Origin of the sequence: Lonsdalea quercina subsp. quercina (assembly GCF_000688655.1) — a bacterium.
Lineage (GTDB): Bacteria > Pseudomonadota > Gammaproteobacteria > Enterobacterales > Enterobacteriaceae > Lonsdalea > Lonsdalea quercina.
Genome location: NZ_JIBO01000006.1, coordinates 461,362 through 483,563, shown reverse-complemented (window position 1 = coordinate 483,563; position 22,202 = coordinate 461,362). Strand labels below are relative to the sequence as shown.

At 56.2% G+C, this 22,202-nt stretch carries 16 protein-coding genes and 1 other RNA gene; 11 read left to right on the top strand and 6 right to left on the bottom strand.

Translation table 11 applies throughout. The annotated features are described in order from the left end of the window. Positions 1–15: 15 nt before the first annotated feature. Together RZ35_RS07195 and ssuE are read right to left on the bottom strand one after the other, a co-directional pair. Positions 16–969, bottom strand: coding sequence for a sulfonate ABC transporter substrate-binding protein (locus tag RZ35_RS07195; protein WP_026742693.1), 954 nt, complete (start codon positions 967–969; stop codon positions 16–18). Positions 970–978: 9 nt separating this feature from the next. Beyond that, a complete protein-coding gene (gene ssuE / locus RZ35_RS07190; RefSeq protein ID WP_026742692.1) occupies positions 979–1,536 on the bottom strand; it encodes an NADPH-dependent FMN reductase in 558 nt (185 codons plus the stop codon). Positions 1,537–1,784: 248 nt separating this feature from the next. Between ssuE and pyrD the strand changes: the two genes are divergently transcribed. From pyrD to rmf, 8 genes are all read left to right on the top strand, one after another. After that, positions 1,785–2,792, top strand: a complete 1,008-nt coding sequence (gene pyrD / locus RZ35_RS07185) for a quinone-dependent dihydroorotate dehydrogenase (RefSeq protein WP_026742691.1) — start codon at positions 1,785–1,787, stop codon at positions 2,790–2,792. 158 nt (positions 2,793–2,950) lie between these two features. Next, positions 2,951–3,511, top strand: a complete 561-nt coding sequence (locus tag RZ35_RS07180) for a cell division protein ZapC (RefSeq protein WP_026742690.1) — start codon at positions 2,951–2,953, stop codon at positions 3,509–3,511. A 515-nt stretch (positions 3,512–4,026) separates the two neighbouring features. Further along, positions 4,027–6,144 (top strand): bifunctional 23S rRNA (guanine(2069)-N(7))-methyltransferase RlmK/23S rRNA (guanine(2445)-N(2))-methyltransferase RlmL, encoded by a 2,118-nt coding sequence (rlmKL, locus tag RZ35_RS07175; protein ID WP_026742689.1) that lies wholly within the window; start codon positions 4,027–4,029, stop codon positions 6,142–6,144. Between the two features lie 4 nt (positions 6,145–6,148). Continuing rightward, on the top strand, positions 6,149–8,068 hold the full coding sequence (locus RZ35_RS07170; RefSeq protein ID WP_026742688.1) for an ABC transporter ATP-binding protein: 1,920 nt from the start codon (positions 6,149–6,151) through the stop codon (positions 8,066–8,068). 62 nt (positions 8,069–8,130) lie between these two features. After that, entirely contained in the window at positions 8,131–9,372 is a 1,242-nt protein-coding gene (pqiA, locus tag RZ35_RS07165; RefSeq protein ID WP_026742687.1) for a membrane integrity-associated transporter subunit PqiA, read from the top strand. A 13-nt stretch (positions 9,373–9,385) separates the two neighbouring features. Beyond that, the gene (pqiB, locus tag RZ35_RS07160) at positions 9,386–11,029 is read left to right on the top strand and encodes an intermembrane transport protein PqiB (protein WP_026742686.1); all 1,644 of its coding nucleotides are present in this window, start codon (positions 9,386–9,388) and stop codon (positions 11,027–11,029) included. Between the two features lie 3 nt (positions 11,030–11,032). Then, positions 11,033–11,596 carry a membrane integrity-associated transporter subunit PqiC gene (gene pqiC, locus RZ35_RS07155; protein ID WP_026742685.1) on the top strand — a complete coding sequence of 188 codons (564 nt, stop codon included), beginning with the start codon at positions 11,033–11,035 and terminating at the stop codon, positions 11,594–11,596. Positions 11,597–11,851: 255 nt separating this feature from the next. Further along, positions 11,852–12,019 carry a ribosome modulation factor gene (rmf, locus tag RZ35_RS17275; protein ID WP_071999766.1) on the top strand — a complete coding sequence of 56 codons (168 nt, stop codon included), beginning with the start codon at positions 11,852–11,854 and terminating at the stop codon, positions 12,017–12,019. 114 nt (positions 12,020–12,133) lie between these two features. Here the strand turns inward: rmf and RZ35_RS07150 are convergent, their stop codons facing one another. Continuing rightward, positions 12,134–13,180 carry a 3-deoxy-7-phosphoheptulonate synthase gene (locus RZ35_RS07150; RefSeq protein ID WP_026742684.1) on the bottom strand — a complete coding sequence of 349 codons (1,047 nt, stop codon included), beginning with the start codon at positions 13,178–13,180 and terminating at the stop codon, positions 12,134–12,136. A gap of 132 nt (positions 13,181–13,312) precedes the next feature. Next, on the bottom strand, positions 13,313–14,140 hold the full coding sequence (ppsR, locus tag RZ35_RS07145) for a posphoenolpyruvate synthetase regulatory kinase/phosphorylase PpsR (RefSeq protein ID WP_026742683.1): 828 nt from the start codon (positions 14,138–14,140) through the stop codon (positions 13,313–13,315). Between the two features lie 278 nt (positions 14,141–14,418). On the opposite strand from ppsR, the gene ppsA reads away from it, so the two are divergent. Beyond that, positions 14,419–16,797 carry a phosphoenolpyruvate synthase gene (gene ppsA / locus RZ35_RS07140; RefSeq protein ID WP_026742682.1) on the top strand — a complete coding sequence of 793 codons (2,379 nt, stop codon included), beginning with the start codon at positions 14,419–14,421 and terminating at the stop codon, positions 16,795–16,797. A gap of 157 nt (positions 16,798–16,954) precedes the next feature. Here the strand turns inward: ppsA and rprA are convergent. Beyond that, positions 16,955–17,056, bottom strand: an RNA gene (gene rprA / locus RZ35_RS17270) — antisense sRNA RprA. Positions 17,057–17,314: 258 nt separating this feature from the next. Continuing rightward, entirely contained in the window at positions 17,315–18,421 is a 1,107-nt protein-coding gene (gene ydiK, locus RZ35_RS07135; protein ID WP_394296480.1) for an AI-2E family transporter YdiK, read from the bottom strand. Between the two features lie 300 nt (positions 18,422–18,721). Here ydiK and ydiJ point away from each other — a divergent pair, with 300 nt between their 5' ends. Then, positions 18,722–21,775, top strand: a complete 3,054-nt coding sequence (ydiJ, locus tag RZ35_RS07130) for a D-2-hydroxyglutarate dehydrogenase YdiJ (protein WP_026742680.1) — start codon at positions 18,722–18,724, stop codon at positions 21,773–21,775. Then, on the top strand, positions 21,772–22,197 hold the full coding sequence (locus tag RZ35_RS07125; RefSeq protein ID WP_026742679.1) for a hotdog fold thioesterase: 426 nt from the start codon (positions 21,772–21,774) through the stop codon (positions 22,195–22,197). Before ydiJ ends, RZ35_RS07125 begins: the two co-directional genes overlap by 4 nt. Positions 22,198–22,202: the final 5 nt, after the last annotated feature.

Genomic DNA, 22,202 nt, shown 5'->3' with positions numbered 1-22,202 from the left:
CTCCAGTCGATTTAATTATTCGGAAGGGGCGTGCCAGACCTGGGATGAGATCGTAATCGGCATCGGGATCAGACGATTTTGATAGAACAGATCCGCCGTTTCCTGCTGTGCGCTGATGACGCGTTGATCCAAAGGGCGGATCACGGTCACCGGGCGATGATCCAGATAGCTGGCGATCACCGCGTGTGGAAGCCCTATCGCGTTAGCCAGCAGGTCAGTGCTCTGCGGGCGTTCGCTGACCGTCAATTTTTCTGCTTCCGTCAGCACATCCAATACCTGCCGGATAAAAGCGCCGTTGCGCTCCGCGTAGTGACGGGACGCCAGATAAAACGCGCCGGTCTGATTCAGATGGCTGCCGTCGGTCAACACGCGAACGTCGCCGTGCAACAGGGCGGCGGAATAGTACGGATCCCAGATCGCCCACGCATCCACATTTCCCTGTTGAAATGCGGCGCGAGCGTCGGCTGGCGTCAGGTAAGCGGGCTGAATATCGCTGAATGAAAGCCCCGCTTGTTGAAGGGCGCGCAGCACCAGATTGTGCGAACTGGACCCTTTCTGGAACGCCACTTTTTTACCTTTCAGATCTGCGACGTCTTTGACCGGACTGTTGGCGGCGACCAAAATGACTTCAGCTTTGGGCTTCGGAGGCTCGACGCCAATGTAGAGCAGGTCCGCACCGGCAGCCTGAGCGAATATTGGGGGCGTATCGCCGGTACTGCCGACATCGATGCTGCCCACGTTCAGCGCTTCCAGCAGCTGCGGCCCGGCGGGAAACTCAATCCAGCGAATGGCAGTATCTGGAAAACGCGTTTCCAGCAACTGATGCGTCTTTGCGAGCAACAGACTGNCCGAGCCTTTTTGGTAACCGATGCGTAGCTGAGGCGGATTCTCGGCCGCGAAGGTGATGGAAGCCAGCCCCAGCGTGCCGACCATCAGCCAGGGCGATTGACGTTTCAACCATGAAAACATGCTGAGATCCTATGCGCTATGTTGCAGTTGGGGATAGTGCTGACGTCTCAGGAGCGCCTGAAACAGGTTCTCCAACGCTTCCTGAAGCCGTTCTTGCAGCGCGCTAGAGAATTCTGGGGTGCGGTCGTAATCGCGGATCTGGCTGTCGTCGGCGAAGACGCTTTGGAGGATCTCTTGAGCCTTCAGCGCGTTGAGTACCGGCAGTAGGCTATAGTCGACCGCAAGCATGTGCGCGAGCGACCCGCCGGTGGCGATCGGCAGTACGGCCTTATGCGCTAAAGCCCGCTCGGGCAGGACGTCCAGCAGGGCTTTCAGGCCCCCGGTGAACGAGGCCTTGTAAATCGGGGTGGCGATGATCACGCCATCGGCGGTGGACAACTGCTCGTTGAGCGTTTGTAGCGCAGGACTGTCGAAGCGGGCATTGAGGAGATCTTCCGGAGGAAAATTGTGTAGATGCCAGGGTAGGACTTCCACGCCCTTGGCCGTCAGCCACTTGTTCGCATGCTGCAGAAGCGCGGTGGAACGTGACGGGTAGCGAGGACTCCCTGCTAAAGTGATAACGCGCATATGCACTCCTTCTAACGTATTGTTAGCAACTCTTACCATTAGGCAACATGCGGTCAGTCTGGCAGACACAGGCTTATTCCATTAAATGATTTATTATGGAATCGAAAGACTGTAAGTGCATAACATTGCCGGTGCTATGGCGTTCCGCCGCGACCGGCTAGGCCTTTTTTGTCACAGGTCAATTCCCTTTCTGGGACGGATAGCCGATAATATCGCCCCGGTCTGCAACCGGGAATCCAGGAGAGTCCATGTACCCCCTTATTCGTAAAGCGTTATTCCAGCTCGACCCAGAGCGCGCGCATGAGTTTACCTTTCAGCAGTTGCGTCGTATCAGCCATACTCCGTTAGAATTTCTCGTCCGTCAGTCTGTTCCCACCAAACCTGTGACCTGCATGGGGCTGTCGTTTAAAAACCCGTTGGGGCTTGCCGCCGGGCTGGATAAAGACGGCGAGTGCGTGGACGCGTTGGGGGCTATGGGATTTGGCTTCATTGAAGTCGGGACAGTGACGCCGCGTCCTCAGCCGGGAAATGATAAGCCGCGCTTATTTCGTTTGATCGAAGCCGAAGGATTAATTAACCGCATGGGATTTAATAATCTCGGGGTGGATAATCTGGTGGAGAACGTCAAGAAATCCCATTTCGGCGGCATATTAGGGATCAATATCGGCAAGAATAAAGACACGCCGGTCGAGAATGGAAAGGATGACTACCTAATCTGTATGGAGAAGATATATGCCCATGCAGGTTATATAGCCATTAATATTTCATCGCCAAATACGCCTGAATTACGGACGCTTCAGTACGGTGAAGCCCTGGATGATTTGTTACAAGCGGTAAAAAATAAACAGGCGGAGCTGGAAGCCAAACATCAAAAATATGTCCCTGTGGCGGTGAAAATAGCGCCGGATCTTTCAGAGGAAGAATTGATCCAAATTGCAGATAGTCTGGTGCGATATAATATTGATGGCGTGATTGCAACGAATACCACGCTGGATCGTCAATTGATCCAAGGGTTGAATCACAGCGGTCAGACCGGGGGATTGAGCGGTCGTCCATTACAACTGCTCAGCACCGAAGTGATACGTCGTTTATCTCAGGAATTAAGCGGTCGTCTACCTATTATCGGAGTGGGGGGTATTGACTCTCTTATGGCTGCACGGGAAAAAATGGCGGCGGGTGCGACGCTGGTGCAAATTTACAGCGGGTTTATTTTCCGCGGACCGGGCCTAATTAAAGATATCGTCAATCATATCTAATTTTTTCATCTTCATTCATAGCCGGGGGTTTATTTATGCTCCCGGCTAGTCTATATTTTTCGTGCTGTATAAAAATAACGCACTCGAGTTCTCTACGGGTTAAATTTGCAGGCGTTAAATATCGCAGGCAGCGCAAAAGGAAGAATGAAGGTATCACGATGAAATTAAAACCTGACGATAATTGGCGTTGGTATTTTGACAACGAACAGCAGCGTCTGATGTTGGATCTGGCGGATGGCATGTTATTTCGTTCCCGTTATCCTATGTCGATGTTAACCCCGGATGCTTTTAGGGAAAGCGCGTTTTGCGTCGATGACGCCGCGTTATTTTTTACCTATCAGGAAAAGTGTCAGGGAATACCCCTCCCACAGGCGGAAAAAGCCGAACTGGTATTAAACGCGCTGGNGGCGAATCGCTTTATGAAACCGCTAATGCCCAAAAGCTGGCACTTCGCGCCGCAATCAGGTGAGGGCTACCGCCCGACGACAGGTGACATCGTCACCGTTCAACTCGTCGATCGCGATGAAGACGCCACCCTGTTGGTGGTGGAAGAGGGCGAGAAAGCCAGCCTGTGTTTAGTGGCGCAAAGCCAACTGATGCTGAATGCTAAAATGCTGCAACTTGGCGATCCCATCAAAATCATGCACGACCGCCTGTTGCCGACAGCCGCGGTTGACGATATCGACAGCGATTCGTCCCAGTATGCCTGTGTAGGTTGACTCCGCTGGTTACGGAGNCGGCTACACAGAACCGGCGTCGGCCGTGCGGGTATTTGCACAGACTTCGGGAGTGACTGACCCGTTCCCCTCTCGTCGTTAACGGCAAGTTTTTGTTAGTCCTCATCACGTCTTTCCCAGACTTCCTATGTTTTATCGCGCGTTTTACATTGGCCTGACTTGTCGATGTAACTGATATGACGACGGTTTAGACGTCAAATGATGACCGCGCATCGCCTCTTTAATAGACGTTTTGTGTGGCTTGTTCCGGGATATTCCGACCAACCGCAACCCGAAGGTCCCTTTACCGACAGCTTATCGTCCAAGCCACACCAGCCCGCGTTGCAGGGGCGCGGCGTCGTCATCTATCGTATAAGCATCGTGATATTCAAGGATCGTTTCCGCCCGACCCGACATAGCTAAGACCATAATGGCTTCGGTCGGCTGCGGTGCATTATGACAACCGGTGGGGATTAGCTATAATGCGCCTCAATTTTCTTTAAGGTGATATCTGCTCTATGAACTCTCTGTTTGCCAGCACGGCGCGTGGTTTGGAAGAATTATTAAAAAGCGAACTTGAGACGCTGGGCGCTCAGGATTGCGCAGTCGTGCAGGGGGGCGTGCATTTTCAGGGAGACGATCGCCTGGTGTACCAAAGCCTGATGTGGAGCCGCCTGGCGTCCCGCATTCTGCTTCCGCTCAACGAATTCAACGTCTACAGCGATTTGGACCTCTATCTGGGCGTTCAAGCCGTGGATTGGTCGACCATTTTCAGCGTCGATAAAACCTTTGCCGTCCATTTCAGCGGCACTAACGACGAAATCCGTAATAGCCAGTACGGCGCATTGAAAGTGAAAGACGCCATCGTCGACAGCTTCACCCGCCGTACCGGTCAACGTCCCGACGTTGCCAAACAGCAGCCGGATATTCGCATCAACGTTTTTCTGCAGCGAGAGAAAGCCAGCGTGGCGATCGATCTCAGCGGCGACGGCCTACATATGCGAGGCTATCGCGAGCTGGCCGGTCAGGCGCCCCTCAAAGAAAATCTGGCTGCCGCTATCGTGCTGCGTTCCGGCTGGGAAAACGGCACGCCGATGGTCGATCCCATGTGCGGCTCCGGGACGTTATTGATCGAAGCGGCCATGATCGCCGCCGATCGCGCGCCGGGCTTGCATCGCCATCACTGGGGATTCCTGGCTTGGCAGCAGTTTGATCCCACGCTGTGGAAAGAGGTGACTACCGAAGCGCAACAGCGCGCCCGCGCCGGGATGCAGGCTACCGCGTCCCGTTTCTTCGGCTCGGATAACGATCGCCGGGTGATCGACATTGCTCGCGCCAACGCCCGCCGCGCCGGTGTCAGTGATTTGATTCGTTTCGATGTCTGCGACGCCATTCAGCTTAAAAATCCGCTGCCGGAAGGCCCTACCGGGACGGTGCTCAGCAACCCGCCTTACGGCGAGCGTCTGGAAAGCGAACCAGCCCTGATCGCGCTGCACAATATGCTGGGGCGGATTATGAAAGCGTCGTTCGGCGGCTGGCAGCTGTCTCTTTTCAGCGCTTCGCCGGAGCTGCTGAGCTGTTTACAACTGCGCGCCGACCGCCAGTTCAAAGCCAAAAACGGCCCGCTGGACTGTGTGCAGAAAAATTACCAGCTGGCGGCGAACAGCGCTGAAAACGTAAGCGCGCCAGCGGATGATTTTGCCAACCGACTGAAGAAAAACCTGCGCAAGCTGGACAAATGGGCTAAACAGCAGGGGATTGAATGCTATCGCGTTTACGACGCCGATTTGCCGGAATACAACGTCGCCGTTGACCGTTACGGCAGTTGGGTGGTGGTGCAGGAGTACGCGCCGCCGAAGACGGTGGATGCCCAAAAAGCCCGTCAGCGTTTGTTCGACGTCATCAATGCCACACTCAGCGTGCTGGGCGTGCCGACTAATCAGCTGATCCTTAAGACGCGTGAACGGCAAAAAGGGAAAAATCAGTATGAGAAGCTCGCCCAAAAAGGCGAGTTCCTGCTGGTGGACGAGTACAACGCTAGACTGTGGGTCAATCTGACCGACTATCTGGATACCGGTCTGTTCCTGGACCACCGCGTCGCCCGCAAAATGCTGGGCGAACTGAGTCAGGGAAAAGATTTCCTCAACCTGTTCGCCTATACCGGGACGGCTAGCGTTCACGCAGGCATCGGCGGCGCACGCAGTACGACCACGGTGGATATGTCGCGTACCTATCTGGAATGGGCGGAGAAGAACCTGCGCGCCAATGGTCTCACGGGACGTCATCACCGACTGATCCAGGCGGATTGCCTGAGCTGGTTGAGCCAGTCCAACGAACAGTTCGACGTGATTTTCATCGATCCGCCGACGTTCTCCAACTCTAAACGCATGGAAGCCACGTTTGACGTGCAGCGGGATCATCTGATGCTGATGAAAGATTTGAAGCGCCTGTTAAAACGCGGCGGTACCATCATGTTTTCCAACAACAAACGGGGCTTTCAGATGGATATGGAAGGCCTCGCCGCGCTGGGGCTGGATGCACAGGATATTACTGCACGTACCCAATCGCAGGATTTCGCCCGCAATCGTCAGATTCACAACTGCTGGCTGCTGAAGCATGCCGGAGAGGAAAAGTAATTACATGTCATTAATCAGTTTATCGGGCGCCTGGCTTTCATTCAGCGATGCGCCGCTGCTGGACAATACTGAGCTGCATATCGAAGACAACGAGCGTGTCTGTCTGGTCGGTCGTAACGGCGCCGGAAAATCCACGCTGTTGAAAATCCTTGCAAAGGAGATCCCTCTGGACGATGGGCGTCTTATCTTCGAGCAGGACCTGATTGTCGCCCGATTGCAGCAGGACCCGCCGCGCAACGTGGCCGGCAGCGTTTTCGACTTTGTGGCGGAGGGCGTCGCGGAGCAGGCGGAGCATCTGAAGGCATATCACGCCGCGCTGCGGCTGGTCGAAACCGATCCTAGCGAACGAAACTTGAATCAACTGGCTAAAGTCCAGGAAGTGCTGGACCATCAGGGTCTCTGGAAACTGGAAGATCGCATCAACGCCGTGCTGGAACAGCTGGGCCTGACCGCAGACACGCCGCTGTCGTCCCTGTCCGGCGGTTGGTTGCGCAAGGCCGCGTTGGGCCGGGCGCTGGTTAGCGCTCCTCGGGTATTGCTGCTGGACGAACCAACGAACCATTTGGACATCGAAACCATCGACTGGCTGGAAGGGTTCCTGAAATCGTTTCAGGGCAGCATCATTTTCATTTCTCATGACCGTTCTTTCATTCGCAATATGGCGACCCGCATCGTTGATTTAGACCGCGGCAAACTCGTTTCCTGGCCGGGCGACTATGATAAGTATCTGGCGGGCAAGGAAGAGGCCCTGCGAGTGGAAGAACTGCAGAACGCGGAATTCGACCGCAAACTGGCGCAGGAAGAGGTTTGGATCCGTCAGGGCATCAAGGCTCGCCGCACCCGTAACGAAGGCCGTGTGCGAGCGCTGAAGGCCTTGCGTCAGGAACGTACTCAACGTCGCGAAGTGATGGGATCGGCCCAAATGCAGGTGGAAGAGGCGGCGCGATCCGGCAAAATCGTCTTTGAACTGGAAAACGCCAGCTATCAGGTCGGCGGCAAAGTCCTGCTGAACAACTTCTCCGCCCAGGTTCAGCGCGGCGATAAAATCGCGTTGGTCGGGCCTAACGGCTGCGGTAAAACCACGCTGTTGAAGCTGATGCTGGGCCAGTTGAAGCCAGATAGCGGCCGCATCCATTGTGGGACAAAGCTGGAAGTGGCTTACTTCGATCAGCATCGAGCCGAATTGGATCCGGAGCGGACGGTGATGGACAACCTGGCTGAAGGCAAGCAGGAAGTGATGGTCAACGGCCGCTCTCGCCACGTGCTCGGCTATTTGCAGGACTTCCTGTTCCACCCTAAACGGGCGATGACGCCGGTGAAGGCGTTGTCCGGCGGAGAACGAAATCGCCTGCTGTTGGCGCGGCTATTTTTGAAGCCGAGCAACCTGTTGATTCTCGATGAACCGACCAACGACCTGGATGTGGAAACGCTGGAGCTACTCGAAGAGCTGCTCGACAGCTACCAGGGCACGGTATTGCTGGTCAGCCATGACCGTCAGTTCGTCGACAACTCGGTAACGGAATGCTGGATTTTCGAAGGCAACGGCGTTATCGGCCAGTACGTCGGCGGTTACTATGACGCACAGCAGCAGCGTTCAGTGGCTACTCCGCTGCGCGCGACGGCGACTTCTGCTCCCGTCGAGTCCAAGTCTGCGCCCGCCGTATCGCGGCCGGCCAAACCGGCCGCCACGGTGAAGCTCAGCTACAACCAACAGCGTGAACTGGCGCAGTTGCCTCAGCAGTTGGAAGAGTTTGAGCGTGAGATCGCTTCGCTGCAGGCGCAGATGAACGACCCATCGTTTTTCTCACGACCTCATGAGGAAACGCAGCCGGTGCTGGATGCGTTAGCGTCGGCGGAACAGCGTCTGGAAACCAGCTTTGCCCGCTGGGAAGAGCTTGAGTCTTTGCAAAACGGCAACGCGTAGCTTTTGACGTCAGGCAAGCCCGCCTCGCGGCTGCCTAGTTGGCTGGCAACAGGAGGTTATTGATGTGCACCCACTCCCACTCTGCGGAGGGTAAAATGTTGTGCCCGCAGTGCGACCTGCTGGTCGAGCTTCCTGACTTACGGCCAGGTCAGCGGGCGGTATGCCCGCGATGCAATACGCTGCTGACGAGCCATCGTCCTGAAGCGCGCTGGCGATCGGTGAGTTTCGCCATCAGCGCGCTGGTGATGCTGTTTCTGTCTGCGCTGTTTCCCTTCGTCTCCATGCAGGTGGCGGGGATCACCAGTGAAGTCACTTTGCTGGAAATCCCCAAAGTCATGGTGGATGAGAACTATGCCAGCGTCGCGACGCTGTTCATGCTATTCGTGCAGTGTATTCCCGCCAGCTGCATGCTCATCATCATTGGGCTGTGCGGGCATATCCGGATGAATCTTGGACTCACCCGGCTGCTGGCGCGAATTCTGTTCCAACTGAAAAGCTGGGGTATGCCGGAAATCTTTCTGGCCGGTGTGCTGGTAAGTTTCGTCAAACTGATGGCTTACGGCAGCATCGGCATCGGCATCAGCTTTATTCCCTATGTCCTGTTTTGTCTTCTGCAACTGCTGGCTTTTCAGAGTCTTGACCGCCGGCGTTTGTGGCACGACGTCACGCCCGCGCCGGCGGTGCCGGATACGCTGGAAACAGGGCGCAGCGGGATTGCGCAGGGCGTGCGCTCGTGCAACTGCTGTACGGCAGTGCTCCCGGCGGATGTGCAGGTGTGCCCGCGTTGCCACACGCATGGACATCTGCGTCGGCGTCATAGCCTGCAGTGGACGCTGGCGCTGCTGGTCACCTCGCTGATGCTCTACATCCCGGCTAATATGTTGCCCATCATGGTGACGGAAGCGCTGGGCAATAGAATGGATTCGACGATTATGTCCGGCGTTGTCTTGCTGTGGGGCTCCGGTTCCTATCCGGTGGCCCTGGTGATATTTATCGCCAGCATCATGGTGCCGACGCTGAAGATGATCGCGCTCGGCTGGCTTTGCTGGTGTACGCAGGGCAAAAGCCGTCACGATACCGAGCGGATGCATCTGGTCTACGAAGTGGTGGAATTCGTGGGGCGTTGGTCCATGATTGATGTGTTCGTGATTGCCGTGCTGTCCGCGTTAGTTCGCGTCGGCCGTTTTATGAGCGTGTATCCTGAAATCGGCGCAGTGCTGTTTGCCGCGGTGGTTCTTCTGACCATGCTTGCCGCTATTATGTTTGATCCCCGCCTGTTGTGGGATCGTTACAACCGTGAGTGAGAGGAGTTTTCCATTGACGAAAAATAACCACAGCGCCGCGGAGATTGAATCGCTTAAGCGCTGGTCTCCGGTCTGGATTGTGCCCATCGTCACGTTGCTGATCGGCGCCTGGATCCTGTTTTATCACTTCAGCCATCAGGGGCCGGAAATTACGCTGACGGCACAGACGGCAGACGGCATTGAGGCGGGGAAAACGCCCATCAAGAGCCGCAGCGTCAACGTCGGCGTGGTGGAAAGCGTGGTGTTGAGTAAAGACCTCCATCAGGTTGAGATCAAAGCGCGTTTGAATAACGACATGGATCATCTGCTGAGCACCGATTCGGTGTTCTGGGTGGTCAAGGCTCAGGTTGGACGAGAGGGGATTTCCGGACTCGGGACGCTGCTGTCAGGGTCGTTTATTCAGTTGCAGCCCGGTTCCAATAAGGATGAAAGCCGAGATTTTAAACTATTAGACAGTCCGCCGTTGGCGTCTCCGGATGCCAAAGGGATTCGCGTGTCGCTGACCAGCGAACGCGCCGGCCAGTTGAATGCGGGCGATCCGGTGCTGTTCCGCGGTTATCGCGTTGGCTCGGTGGAAACCAGCCACTTTGATCCTGCGGAACGAAAAATGAGCTACCAGCTGTTCATTAACGCACCCTACAACTCGCTGGTGACCAGCAACGTTCGCTTCTGGAAAGATAGTGGCGTCGCGCTCGATCTTTCTGCGCAGGGGATGCGCGTCGAGATGGGCTCGCTGGCGACATTGCTAAACGGCGGCGTGAGCTTCGACGTGCCGAGCGGCTGGGAATTGGGCGATCCGGCGAAGGAACACGCCGAATACCGGCTCTACGACAGCCAGCGCAGCATTCAGGATACGCTGTATACCCGATTCAAGGAGTATCTGGTGTTCTTCGACGAGTCCGTACGCGGTTTGCAGCCGGGAGCCCCGGTTGAGTTCCGCGGCATCCGTTTGGGTACCGTGTCGCAGGTTCCGTTCTTCCCGCACGAGATCAAGCAGAGTTTGACGAATGACTACCGCATTCCGGTCATGATCCGTATCGAACCAGACCGTTTGCAGGCGCACGTCTGGGATCAGTTGAATCTGGAACAGGAAATCAAGGAAGCGCCGGCGCTGGGGCTGCGTGCCTCTATGAAGACGGCCAATATCCTGACTGGCGCGCTGTATATCGATCTGGACTTTTACCCGCAGTTGAAGGGGCGTCCGGTGTCGATGGTCAAGGTCGACGGCTATGAAGTCTTGCCGACGGTCAGCGGCGGGCTATCGCAAATCCAGCAAAAATTGATGACGGTATTGGATAAGGNGAACGGTTTGCCGTTGACGCCAATGGTATCGCAGGCCACGCAAACGCTGGCTGAAAGTCAGGCGACGTTGCGCGAGCTGCAGAAAACGCTGGCGTCGCTGAACCAGATCACCGGCAACAAAACGATGCAGGAACTGCCTCAGGATATGCAGCGTACGCTGCGTGAGCTGAATCGTAGCATGCAAGGCTNCCAGCCGGGTTCTCCCGCCTATAACAAGATGGTGAACGATATGCAGCGGTTAGATCAGGTATTGCGTGANCTGCAGCCGCTGCTGCGCACCCTGAACGGCAAGAGTAATGCGCTGGTGTTTGAAGCATCGGGTGGTCAGGATCCGCAACCGAAGAAGGCGAAATAAATCATGATGAAACGATGGACATTGGCGTTAGTGCTGCTGCTTGGGGCGTGCAGCAGCGATTCACACAAGGTTTACTATCAGCTGCCGTCGGAGGCCGATAAAGCCACGGCTTCCGTCACCCCAGCCTCCGCGCCCCNCCTGTGGGTGCGTGGGGTTGCGCTGGCCGACTCGCTGTCGAACAGCGGGATTGTGTATCAGACGTCCGACGTCCGGTACACCATCGCCAGCAACAACCTCTGGGCCAGCCCGCTGGACCAGCAATTGCAGCAGTCGTTGATAGCGACGCTGCAGCAGGGGCTGCCTTCATGGGGGGTAGTGAACCGTGAGCCGGATGGCGATCGGGCGACGCTGGATATCACCGTATCCGCCTTCCAGGGCCGATACGATGGTAGTGCGGTGATTCGCGGCGCCTGGACGCTGCGTTATCAGGATCGCATTATTACTCAGCCGTTCAACGTCACGTTGCCGCAGTCTGAAGACGGCTACGATGCGCTGGTGAAAACGCTGGCCGAAGGCTGGCAGCAGGTGGCTCAGTCCATTGTTCGTCAGGCTGCCGCTCTGTCCTGATTGGTTATAAAATAGACCGCTGAATGTCGATTTCTTGTATCAACAGAGGCAATCAGCGGTTTTGTTTTCCCCTCAAACGGTTACCGTGAACCGTTCCCGCCTCCAGGTAAAAGATTCCGATATTGGCTCACAAATATGACGATGGCGTGAATATTGCGACTTGATCTTCAGACCAGGAATCGCTATTCCTTAAATGTGGTTGCTCATAAAGTAATCACCATTCTTTCCACCAGACTCGTATGAGGGAAATGAGGCATGAAGAGACAGAAACGAGATCGCCTTGAACGGGCGCATTCACGCGGTTATCAAGCAGGTATTTCTGGTCGACCCAAGGAGCTTTGCCCCTATCAATCGATCAATGCTCGGTCTTACTGGTTGGGAGGGTGGCGACAGGCCATGGAAGATAGGGCAGTAGCAGCTTAGCGCTGCCTTAGCTAATGAAAAGGAACCGCCTCCGCCTTGCTGCGGAGGTTTTTTTATGGCGGTTCCGACGTGGTCGTGCAGCGTGATTCTTGTCACGCGGATTCCGGCGACGAATTACAACCGGTGGCTCACCGCCTCCGCCAACTGAGCCAGTACGCGCTCGCTGTCTTCCCAGCCTAAACAGGGGTCCGTAATAGACTGGCCGAACGTCAAGGAGGCCGGATTGAGCGAGGGCTGAGCGCCTTCCACCAGAAAACTCTCTATCATCACCCCCGCGATAGCCGTGGTTCCCTCGGCGATTTGCCCACAAACCGAGAGTGCCACATCACTCTGTCGCCGGTGCTGCTTCTGACAGTTGCCGTGACTACAGTCGATGATAAGCCGCGGCGTCAGAGAAAACGACGCCAACTGCTGGCAAGCTTGCGCCACATCTTCGGCATGGTAGTTGGGCGTTTTCCCGCCGCGCATAATCATGTGGCCATACGGATTTCCCGATGAACGGTAGACCGACATCCGGCCTTGTTTATCCGGCGACAGAAACATGTGAGACGCCTGAGCGGAGCGGATTGCATCAATCGCAATGCGAATGTTGCCGTCCGTTCCGTTCTTGAACCCGACCGGGCAAGATAGCGCCGACGCCATTTCCCGATGAATCTGGCTCTCCGTCGTGCGTGCCCCGATGGCGCCCCAGCTAATCAGATCGGCAATATACTGGCCGGTGACGATATCCAGAAATTCGGTGGCGGCCGGCAGGCCCAGCTTGTTGATCTCCAGCAGCAGTTGACGGGCGAGTGTTAAGCCTTTATTGACCTGAAAACTGCCGTTCAGATCCGGGTCTGCGATTAATCCCTTCCATCCCACCACCGTGCGCGGTTTCTCAAAATAAGCCCGCATCACGATTTCCAATCGATGTTGATGGCGCGTGCGAAGTTCGGCTAACCGTCGTGCGTACGCCAGAGCGCTTTCCGGATCGTGGAGGGAGCAGGGGCCGATGATGACAAGCAGACGCGGGTCGCGTCCGGATAGAATATTTTCGATGTTGGATCTCGCCGTCGTCACGGTTTCGGCGACGTCGGGCGTCAAGGGAAGCGCGCCGATCAGTTGTTCCGGCGTTATCAGCGTATCAAGGCGTGAGCTGCGGAGTTCGTCAGTTTGGGGCATGAAAGCATTCTCAGTAAAAGGGAAAGGAGGCGCTGATAGGTTCAAGCGGAGCAGAAGCACTTGTGCTTAACGCTTTGGTTCGCCTCCATCCAGCACGATGCGGAGAAGTCTACCACCCATCGTACCTTTGAACTAGTACATGCGCCTGCTCATGCCCAGGATATCGATGATCCGAGCGGAAATCTCTTCCACGGAGTAGTTGGTCGTATTGATGTATTTGATCTGATAACGCCGGTAAAGCGCCTCGACTTCCCGTAGCTCCAGCCGACACTGTCGTAACGACGCATAATGGCTATTGCCGCGCCGCTCTTCGCGAATGGCGGCCAGCCGTTCTGGATCGATGGTCAGACCGAACAGTTTATCGTGGTACGGCCGCAGCGCCTCGGGCAACCGCAGGTTGAGGTTGTCCAGATCTTCGGCGATGAACGGGTAGTTGGCGGCGCGGATGCCGAACTGCATCGCCAGATACAGGCTGGTGGGCGTTTTTCCGCAGCGTGAAACGCCCAGCAAGATGACCTGAGCCTGATCGAGATTGCGCAGCGAGATGCCGTCGTCGTGCGCAAGCGTGTAATCGATAGCGGCAATGCGGGCATCGTATTTTATCAGGTTGTCGGCCGTGAGTCCGTGGGTCCGGTTCGCCACCGGGCTTGGTTCGATATTCAACTCCTGCTGTAGCGGCGCGACCAAGGCTTGAACGATATCCTGACAGAAGCCCTCGCTGCTGACGATGATGTCTCGGACCGCCGGCGTCACGATAGAGTAGAACACCAGCGGGCGCACGCCGCTCTGTTGATAAATCGCATTGATCTGCTCCCGGACGGCGTTGGCACGGCTGGAACTTTCGACAAACGGCAGGGTATAGCTGGTGACATCGACGGGAAACTGCGAGAGCACGGCATGCCCCAGCACCTGGGCTGTAATGGCGGTACCGTCGGAGACATAAAAGACGCTTCGTTCCACAGGGACTCCTCAAGGCGATAGGCTCCGGAGCGGTCCAAACGTAGTATCGGCATCCAGAACCAAGGCGGGGCATATCTTTCTGATTAAGTGGGCAAACCCGCTCACTATTGATGTTTTTTCCCGGCCGCGCAATGTGAATCAGAGGCGACAATTTTTTTTCACTAGGTTGATCGATTCACCTTTCCCAGCTTTACAAAACGCTATGCTACGCTCGAAAAAGCTGAGGTTTCAGCAGCAGTGCTTCCATACCCTACATTGTATGCAGAAGGATAATTTCGATGTCCAACAACGGTACAGATAAGCGTAATGTCTTGTGGTACGACCAACTCGGTATGCATGACGTGGAGCGGGTAGGCGGCAAGAACGCCTCTCTGGGTGAGATGATCACCAACCTGTCATCGCTGGGCGTGGAAGTCCCCAATGGCTTCGCGACAACCGCTCAGGCGTTCAATGATTTTTTGACACAGAGTGGCATCAACCAGCGGATTTACGCGCTGCTGGATAAAACCGACATTGACGATGTCAACCAGCTGGCCAAAGCCGGCGTCCAAATTCGTCAATGGATTGTCGATACGCCATTCCAGCCTGCGTTGGAACAAGCGATACGCGATGCCTATCAGCAGCTATCAGGGGACGATCCAGACGCTTCCTTCGCCGTCCGTTCGTCGGCCACCGCCGAAGACATGCCCGATGCTTCCTTCGCCGGTCAGCAAGAGACATTCCTCAACGTACAGGGCTACGATGCCGTGTTGACGGCGGTCAAACATGTATTCGCCTCGCTGTTCAACGACCGCGCCATTTCTTACCGTGTACATCAGGGCTACGATCACCGCGGAGTCGCGCTGTCCGCCGGGATCCAGCGTATGGTGCGTTCCGATCTGGCGGCGTCCGGCGTCATGTTTACGCTGGACACCGAATCCGGGTTCGATCAGGTGGTCTTCATCACTGCGGCCTGGGGACTAGGTGAAATGGTGGTACAAGGCGCGGTCAACCCGGATGAGTTCTACGTCCACAAACCGATGCTGCTGAAGGGCAATCCTGCGATAGTGCGCCGCAACATGGGGTCGAAGAAGATCCGCATGGTGTATGCCCCCAGTCAAGAGCATGGCAAACAGGTCAGTATCGAGGACGTTCCGGAGACGCAGCGCGACCGTTTCTGCTTAACCGACGAAGAAGTACAGGCGCTGGCGCATCAGGCGCTGCTGATTGAAAAACACTACGCCCGACCGATGGATATCGAGTGGGCGAAAGACGGTCACACCGGTCGTCTCTACATTGTGCAGGCGCGGCCGGAAACCGTGCGCTCGAATGGTCAGGTCATGGAGCGCTATCACCTGCCCGCCAGCGGCGAAGTGCTGGTTGAGGGCCGGGCTATCGGGCATCGCATTGGCGCGGGTGAAGTCAAAAACATCAATGACATCAATGAAATGCATCTGGTTAATGCGGGCGATGTGCTGGTAACGGACATGACCGATCCCGATTGGGAACCGATTATGAAAAAGGCCGCGGCTATCGTGACCAACCGGGGTGGGCGTACCTGTCATGCGGCGATTATCGCCCGTGAGCTGGGGATCCCGGCCGTCGTAGGCTGCGGTGATGCGACGGAGCGACTCGGTAATGGGCAGAAGGTGACCGTCTCCTGTGCGGAGGGCGACACCGGCTACGTCTATCAGGATCTGTTGGACTTCACGGTGAAAAGCTCGCCAGTGGACGCCATGCCGACTTTGCCGCTCAAAATCATGATGAACGTAGGCAACCCGGATCGCGCCTTTGACTTCGCCTGCTTGCCTAATGACGGCGTAGGGCTGGCGCGGCTCGAATTCATCATCAATCGCATGATCGGTGTGCATCCGCGCGCGCTGCTGGAGTTTGACCAGCAGACGCCGCAACTACAGCAGGAGATTAAAAGTCTGATGCAGGGCTACGACGACCCGGTCGAGTTTTACATCGAACGTCTAAAAGAGGGTATTGCCACGCTCGCCAGCGCCTTCTGGCCGAAGCGCGTTATCGTGCGGCTGTCTGACTTCAAATCCAACGAATATGCCAACCTGGTTGGTGGCGAGCGGTATGAGCCGGACGAAGAGAACCCCATGCTGGGTTTCCGTGGCGCAGGCCGTTATGTCTCGCCTGACTTCTGTGACTGTTTTGCGCTGGAATGTGAAGCGGTCAAACGGGTGCGCGATGTGATGGGGCTAACCAACGTCGAAATCATGATCCCGTTTGTTCGCACCGTTGAACAGGCGGAAGCGGTGGTGGCGGAGCTGGCGGCGCAAGGATTACGTCGTGGCGACAAAGGGCTGAAAATCATCATGATGTGTGAAATTCCGTCCAACGCGTTGCAGGCTGAAGCGTTCCTGCGGCACTTTGATGGATTTTCCATCGGTTCGAACGATATGACGCAGCTGACGTTGGGCTTGGATCGTGACTCCGGCGTGGTATCGGCGTTGTTCGATGAACGCAATGAATCGGTAAAAATATTGCTGGCAATGGCGATCAAAGCCGCTAAAGCGCAGGGCAAATACGTCGGCATCTGCGGACAAGGGCCGTCAGATCATGAAGACTTCGCCGCCTGGTTGATGGATCAAGGCATCGACAGCCTGTCGTTGAATCCGGATACCGTAGTGCAAACCTGGCTGAGTCTCGCGGAAATCCGCTAACAGAGGGTCATCGGTCCGATACGGTAATCGCGATACTGTTTCTTATTGCTTTGTCATTTAGAGCGTCACGATAGAGGAAACGCGCGTGGTCAACCTTGGTTGTCACGCGCGTTTTTTTGTGGGGCGAAGGGCGCTATCACCAGGAATAATTCGCAGCCAAAAAAAAAGCCCATCACAGGGGATGGGCAAAGACTACACACAGCAATTCGTTACTGGCTCTGACGAGGAGAAACCTCCGGACAGATGTGATTTAAACACTAGCTTCGTTATCCATAGTATGAACTCGTGCCGGATCCGTCATTAAGAATCATCCTAATGGTTAATTGTTTTTTAACGATTTTTTTTAGTTACACAGTTCTCTTGCTGATATCTCCTTATGTGTAAGGATTTACAGAATGCCCGTCATTAGGGTTAAATCGGAGTTGTCTTAAATAGGTAAGCTTTTCTTAATTGTTTCCTGTTCTCCAAGGCAGAAACTGCCTTGGAGAATGTCATCGGATAAGGAAACGTCGGCGGGTTATAGTTGGGTGCTTTTAGGATCGACGTGCACGTCTGACAGTGATGGCGGCTCCGGGGTGTCCTGCATCCAGGCGGAGAGCAGGCGGTAGGAAACCGCCAACACGACCGGCCCAATGAAAAGTCCGATCATGCCGAAGGCCAGCAGGCCGCCGATGACCCCGGACAGGATCAGTAGTAGCGGCAGATCGGCGCCCATCCGGATTAGGATTGGTCTGATGACGTTATCCAGCGTAGCGACGACGCCGCTCCATACCAACAGCACGGTTCCCCAGGTCGTATCGCCAGTCCAGTACAGCCAGATGATGGCGGGGACCAGCACCGGCAGTGGACCGAGCTGCGCGACGCAGCTCAGGAACATCAGAACGGTGAGCAGCGTCGTATAGGGGATGCCGGCGATCGTCAGGCCGATCCCGCCGAGCACGGATTGGACAATAGCCGTGACGACCACGCCCAGCGCCACGGCGCGGATGGCCTGCGCGGCCAGGATCACCGCCGCATCGCCGCGTTCCTGCCCTAAACGAATGGCAAGGCGGCGAACGCCGAAGGCCACTCGATCGCCTTTGCTGTACAGCAAGACGCTGAACAGCACCATCAGGGCGCAATGCATCAAGAAACGGCCAACGTGCGCGGCCTGCGCCACGACCCAGGTCGCCGTTTTCCCGACATAAGGCTGAACCTTCGACATCAGGGCGCTGCCTCCGCTGTGAATAAGCGTCTGCCAGCTGCTATAGAGTTTGTCGCCCACCATAGGAACGGATTTAAGCCACTCCAGCGTGGGCGGCGCCATGCGCTCCTGAGAAGACGCCCAGCCGATCAACGTCGAAGAGTTATCGATCACGCTGCTTACCAGAATAGAGGTGGGGATGACAAATAGTAGAATCAGAAGCAGCGTCATGGCGACGACAGCCAGCGACCGACGGCCCCAGAGCAGTTTCTGCAGGCGGACCAGCAGCGGCCAAGTAGCGATAACCACCATGCTCGCCCAGGCAAAACCCAGAATAAAGGGCTGGATAACCCAAAAGCAGGCAATGATCATTACGGCAATGAACATAAGCGTGAACAGCATTGTAGCTAGGTCGAAACGGGGTGACTGAGAGTGTTCCATCAACGATTATTACCTCTTGAGCGAATGTCTTATCGACTGACGATAGACTTTGTCAGCGGGAAAGATAATAGCGGTAAAAAAGCCCAGATGCTGCATTTACTGCGGCCAGGGTGGTGAGTCTTGATCCCACGCCTTGCGCCGAACAGGGCGTGTTCCCCTTAAGTTTTTATCGTTCCGTAGGCGCGCCACGGCATGAAATGTGATAAAACAAAAATTGTGCGGCGCCGGGATAAAGAAGCGTCACGCCTCTAATTCTATCACTGTTTTGCAAACACTATTCTACAGACAGGGTCAACTACAATGATCCCACAGATCACTCAGGCGCCTGGCCTCGTTCAGCCGGTGCTCGACTTTTTGGAAGCGTTAAAACAACACGGATTCACCGGCGATACCGCCACCCACTATGCAGACCGACTGACAATGGCGACCGACAACAGCATTTATCAACTGTTGCCGGATGCCGTGGTTTTTCCTCGTTCGACCGCCGATGTGGCGCTTCTAGCGCGGCTGGCGGGCGAAGCGGCATTCTCGTCACTCACGTTCACGCCGCGCGGCGGCGGCACCGGCACCAACGGACAGGCCCTGAATCGGGGCATCGTGGTCGATATGTCGCGCTACATGAATCGGATTCTGGAAATCAATCCTGAGCAAGGGTGGGTACGCGTTGAAGCCGGCGTCATCAAAGACCAGCTTAACCAGTATCTGAAACCGTTCGGCTATTTTTTTGCGCCGGAGCTGTCGACCAGCAATCGCGCCACGCTGGGCGGGATGATTAACACGGACGCTTCCGGTCAGGGCTCTCTGATGTACGGCAAAACGTCTGACCACGTACTCGGTTTACGGGCCGTGCTGTTAGGCGGCGAAATGCTGGACACGCAGCCCATGCCGGTGACTTTGGCCGAACAACTGGCTGAGGAACCGTCGCCGGTCGGGCGGATATACGACACCGTACTCAACCGCTGCCGCGAGCAGCGCCATCTCATCGTCGACAAGTTTCCCAAGCTGAATCGATTCCTTACCGGGTACGATTTGCGTCATGTATTCAGCGACGATCTGCAGACCTTCGATCTCACGCGTATTTTGACCGGGTCGGAAGGATCTCTGGCTTTTATCACCGAAGCCAAACTGGATATCACGCCGTTGCCGAAAATCCGGCGGCTGGTGAATATCAAGTACGACTCGTTCGACTCCGCACTGCGCAACGCGCCGTTTATGGTGGATGCGCAAGCCTTATCCGTGGAGACGGTGGACTCCAAAGTGCTGAATTTGGCGCGAGAGGATATCGTCTGGCATTCGGTCAGTGAATTGATTACCGACGTTCCCGGTCAGGAAATGCTGGGGCTAAATATCGTCGAATTTGCCGGGGATGATGAAGCTCTGATCGATGAGCGCGTCGGGTCATTGTGTCAGCGGCTTGATGCTCTGTTGGCGAAGCGGGAGAAGGGCGTGATCGGGTATCAGCTCTGTCACGACCTCGCTGGTATCGAGCGAATTTATGGCATGCGTAAAAAGGCGGTTGGTTTGCTGGGCAACAGCAAAGGGCAGGCCAAACCCATCCCGTTTGCCGAGGATACCTGCGTTCCTCCCCAGCATCTGGCGGACTACATTGCGGAGTTCCGCGCGCTGCTGGATAGCCATCAGCTGAGCTACGGCATGTTCGGCCATGTGGATGCCGGGGTACTGCACGTCCGTCCGGCGCTGGATATGTGCGATCCGCAGCAGGAGATGCTGATGAAGCAGCTGTCGGATCAGATTGTGGCGTTAACCGCCAAATACGGCGGTCTGCTCTGGGGAGAACATGGCAAGGGATTTCGCGCCGAGTATAGCCCCGCCTTTTTTGGCCCGGAACTGTATGAAGAGCTGCGTCGCGTCAAAAGCGCCTTTGATCCGCAAAACCGCCTCAATCCGGGAAAAATTTGTGCGCCCATCGATGTCGACGCGCCGATGATGAAGGTCGATGCGGTGAAACGCGGCACCTACGATCGTCGCATTCCTCTGGCGGTTCGCACTTCTTTTCGCGGCGCGATGGAATGTAACGGCAACGGTCTGTGTTTTAACTTTGATGCACGCAGCCCGATGTGTCCGTCGATGAAGGTGACCGGTAATCGCATCCATTCCCCCAAAGGCCGCGCGTCGCTGGTGCGCGAGTGGCTGCGGCTGTTAACGGAGCAGGGCGTGGATCCGCTGGCGCTGGAAAACAGTCTGTCGGAGCGGCGCATCAGTTTCCGCACCTTGGTGCAGAAGACACGCCACACCTGGCAGGCGCGCAAGGGAGACTATGATTTTTCGCATGAAGTGAAAGAGGCGATGTCGGGCTGTCTGGCCTGTAAGGCCTGCTCGACGCAGTGCCCGATTAAAATCGACGTGCCGAGTTTCCGCTCGCGCTTTTTACAACTCTACCATACGCGTTACTTGCGACCGGCGCGGGACTACCTAGTCGCTGGCGTGGAGAGCTATGCGCCGCTGATGGCGAGAGCGCCCAAAACCTTCAACTTTTTCCTCAAACAGCCGTGGGTCGGCGAGTTGAGCCGCAAATTTATCGGCATGGTCGATCTCCCGCTGTTATCCTCCCCGTCGTTGCGGCAACAGTTTGCGGGCCATCCCGCGATGACGACCACGCTGGAACAGCTGGAACAGCTGTCCCCACGGGCGCGTGCCGACTATGTGCTGATAGTGCAGGACCCGTTCACCAGCTATTACGACGCGAAAGTCGTGGCGGATTTCGTCAAGCTGGTGGAAAAGCTGCATTTCAAACCGGNGCTGGTGCCGTTCTCGCCGAATGGCAAGGCGCAGCATATCAAAGGTTTTCTAACCCGTTTCGCCCGAACAGCGAGTAAAACCGCGGATTTTCTTAACCGCGTGGCGGCCCTCGGGCTACCGATGGTGGGCGTCGATCCGGCGCTGGTGCTGTGTTATCGCGACGAATATCAAGAAGCGCTGGGCGACCGACGCGGCGACTTCAAGGTACAACTGGTGCACGAGTGGCTAGTGAACGCCTTGCCGGACGGCACGGACAGAGACGAGGCGGGCGAACCGTGGTATCTGTTCGGCCACTGTACGGAAGCGACCGCGCTGCCAACGAGCACCCAGCAATGGCGCCGCATCTTCGCCCGATTCGGCGCCAAATTGGAAAACGTCAGCGTCGGTTGCTGTGGGATGGCGGGAACGTATGGACATGAAGCGCCCAACCTGGATAACTCCAAGAAGATCTATGCGCTGTCCTGGCAGCCTGCAGTGCATAAACTGCCGCCACAGCGCTGTCTGACAACCGGATATTCCTGCCGCAGTCAGATGAAACGGATGGAAGGACAGTCCTTCAAACATCCCTTACAGGCGTTGTTGGAGCTAGTATGAGGTTGTGGAAACGAGAGTGCGATCTGGAACAGCTTAATCAGCGGTCGGCCCATTGCATGGTGGGGCATCTCGGCATCCGGTTTACCCGCATGACCGACGATACGCTGGAGGGCGTCATGCCGGTGGATGAACGGACGCGACAACCGTTCGGTCGACTGCATGGCGGGGCTTCTGTCACGCTGGCGGAATCATTGGGGTCCGTTGCGGGCTATCTGTGCTCGCAGGACGACCAGCAGGTGGTGGGGGTGGAAATTAACGCCAATCACCTGCGGGGCGTCGGCGAAGGTGAAGTTAGAGGCATCTGCCGCGCGCTGCACGTCGGTAAACGACATCAGGTGTGGCAAATCGACATCTACGGTCCCGACGACCGCCTGTGTTGCACGTCGCGTCTGACCACGGCGGTCATCACACCCGATGGATAACGCTC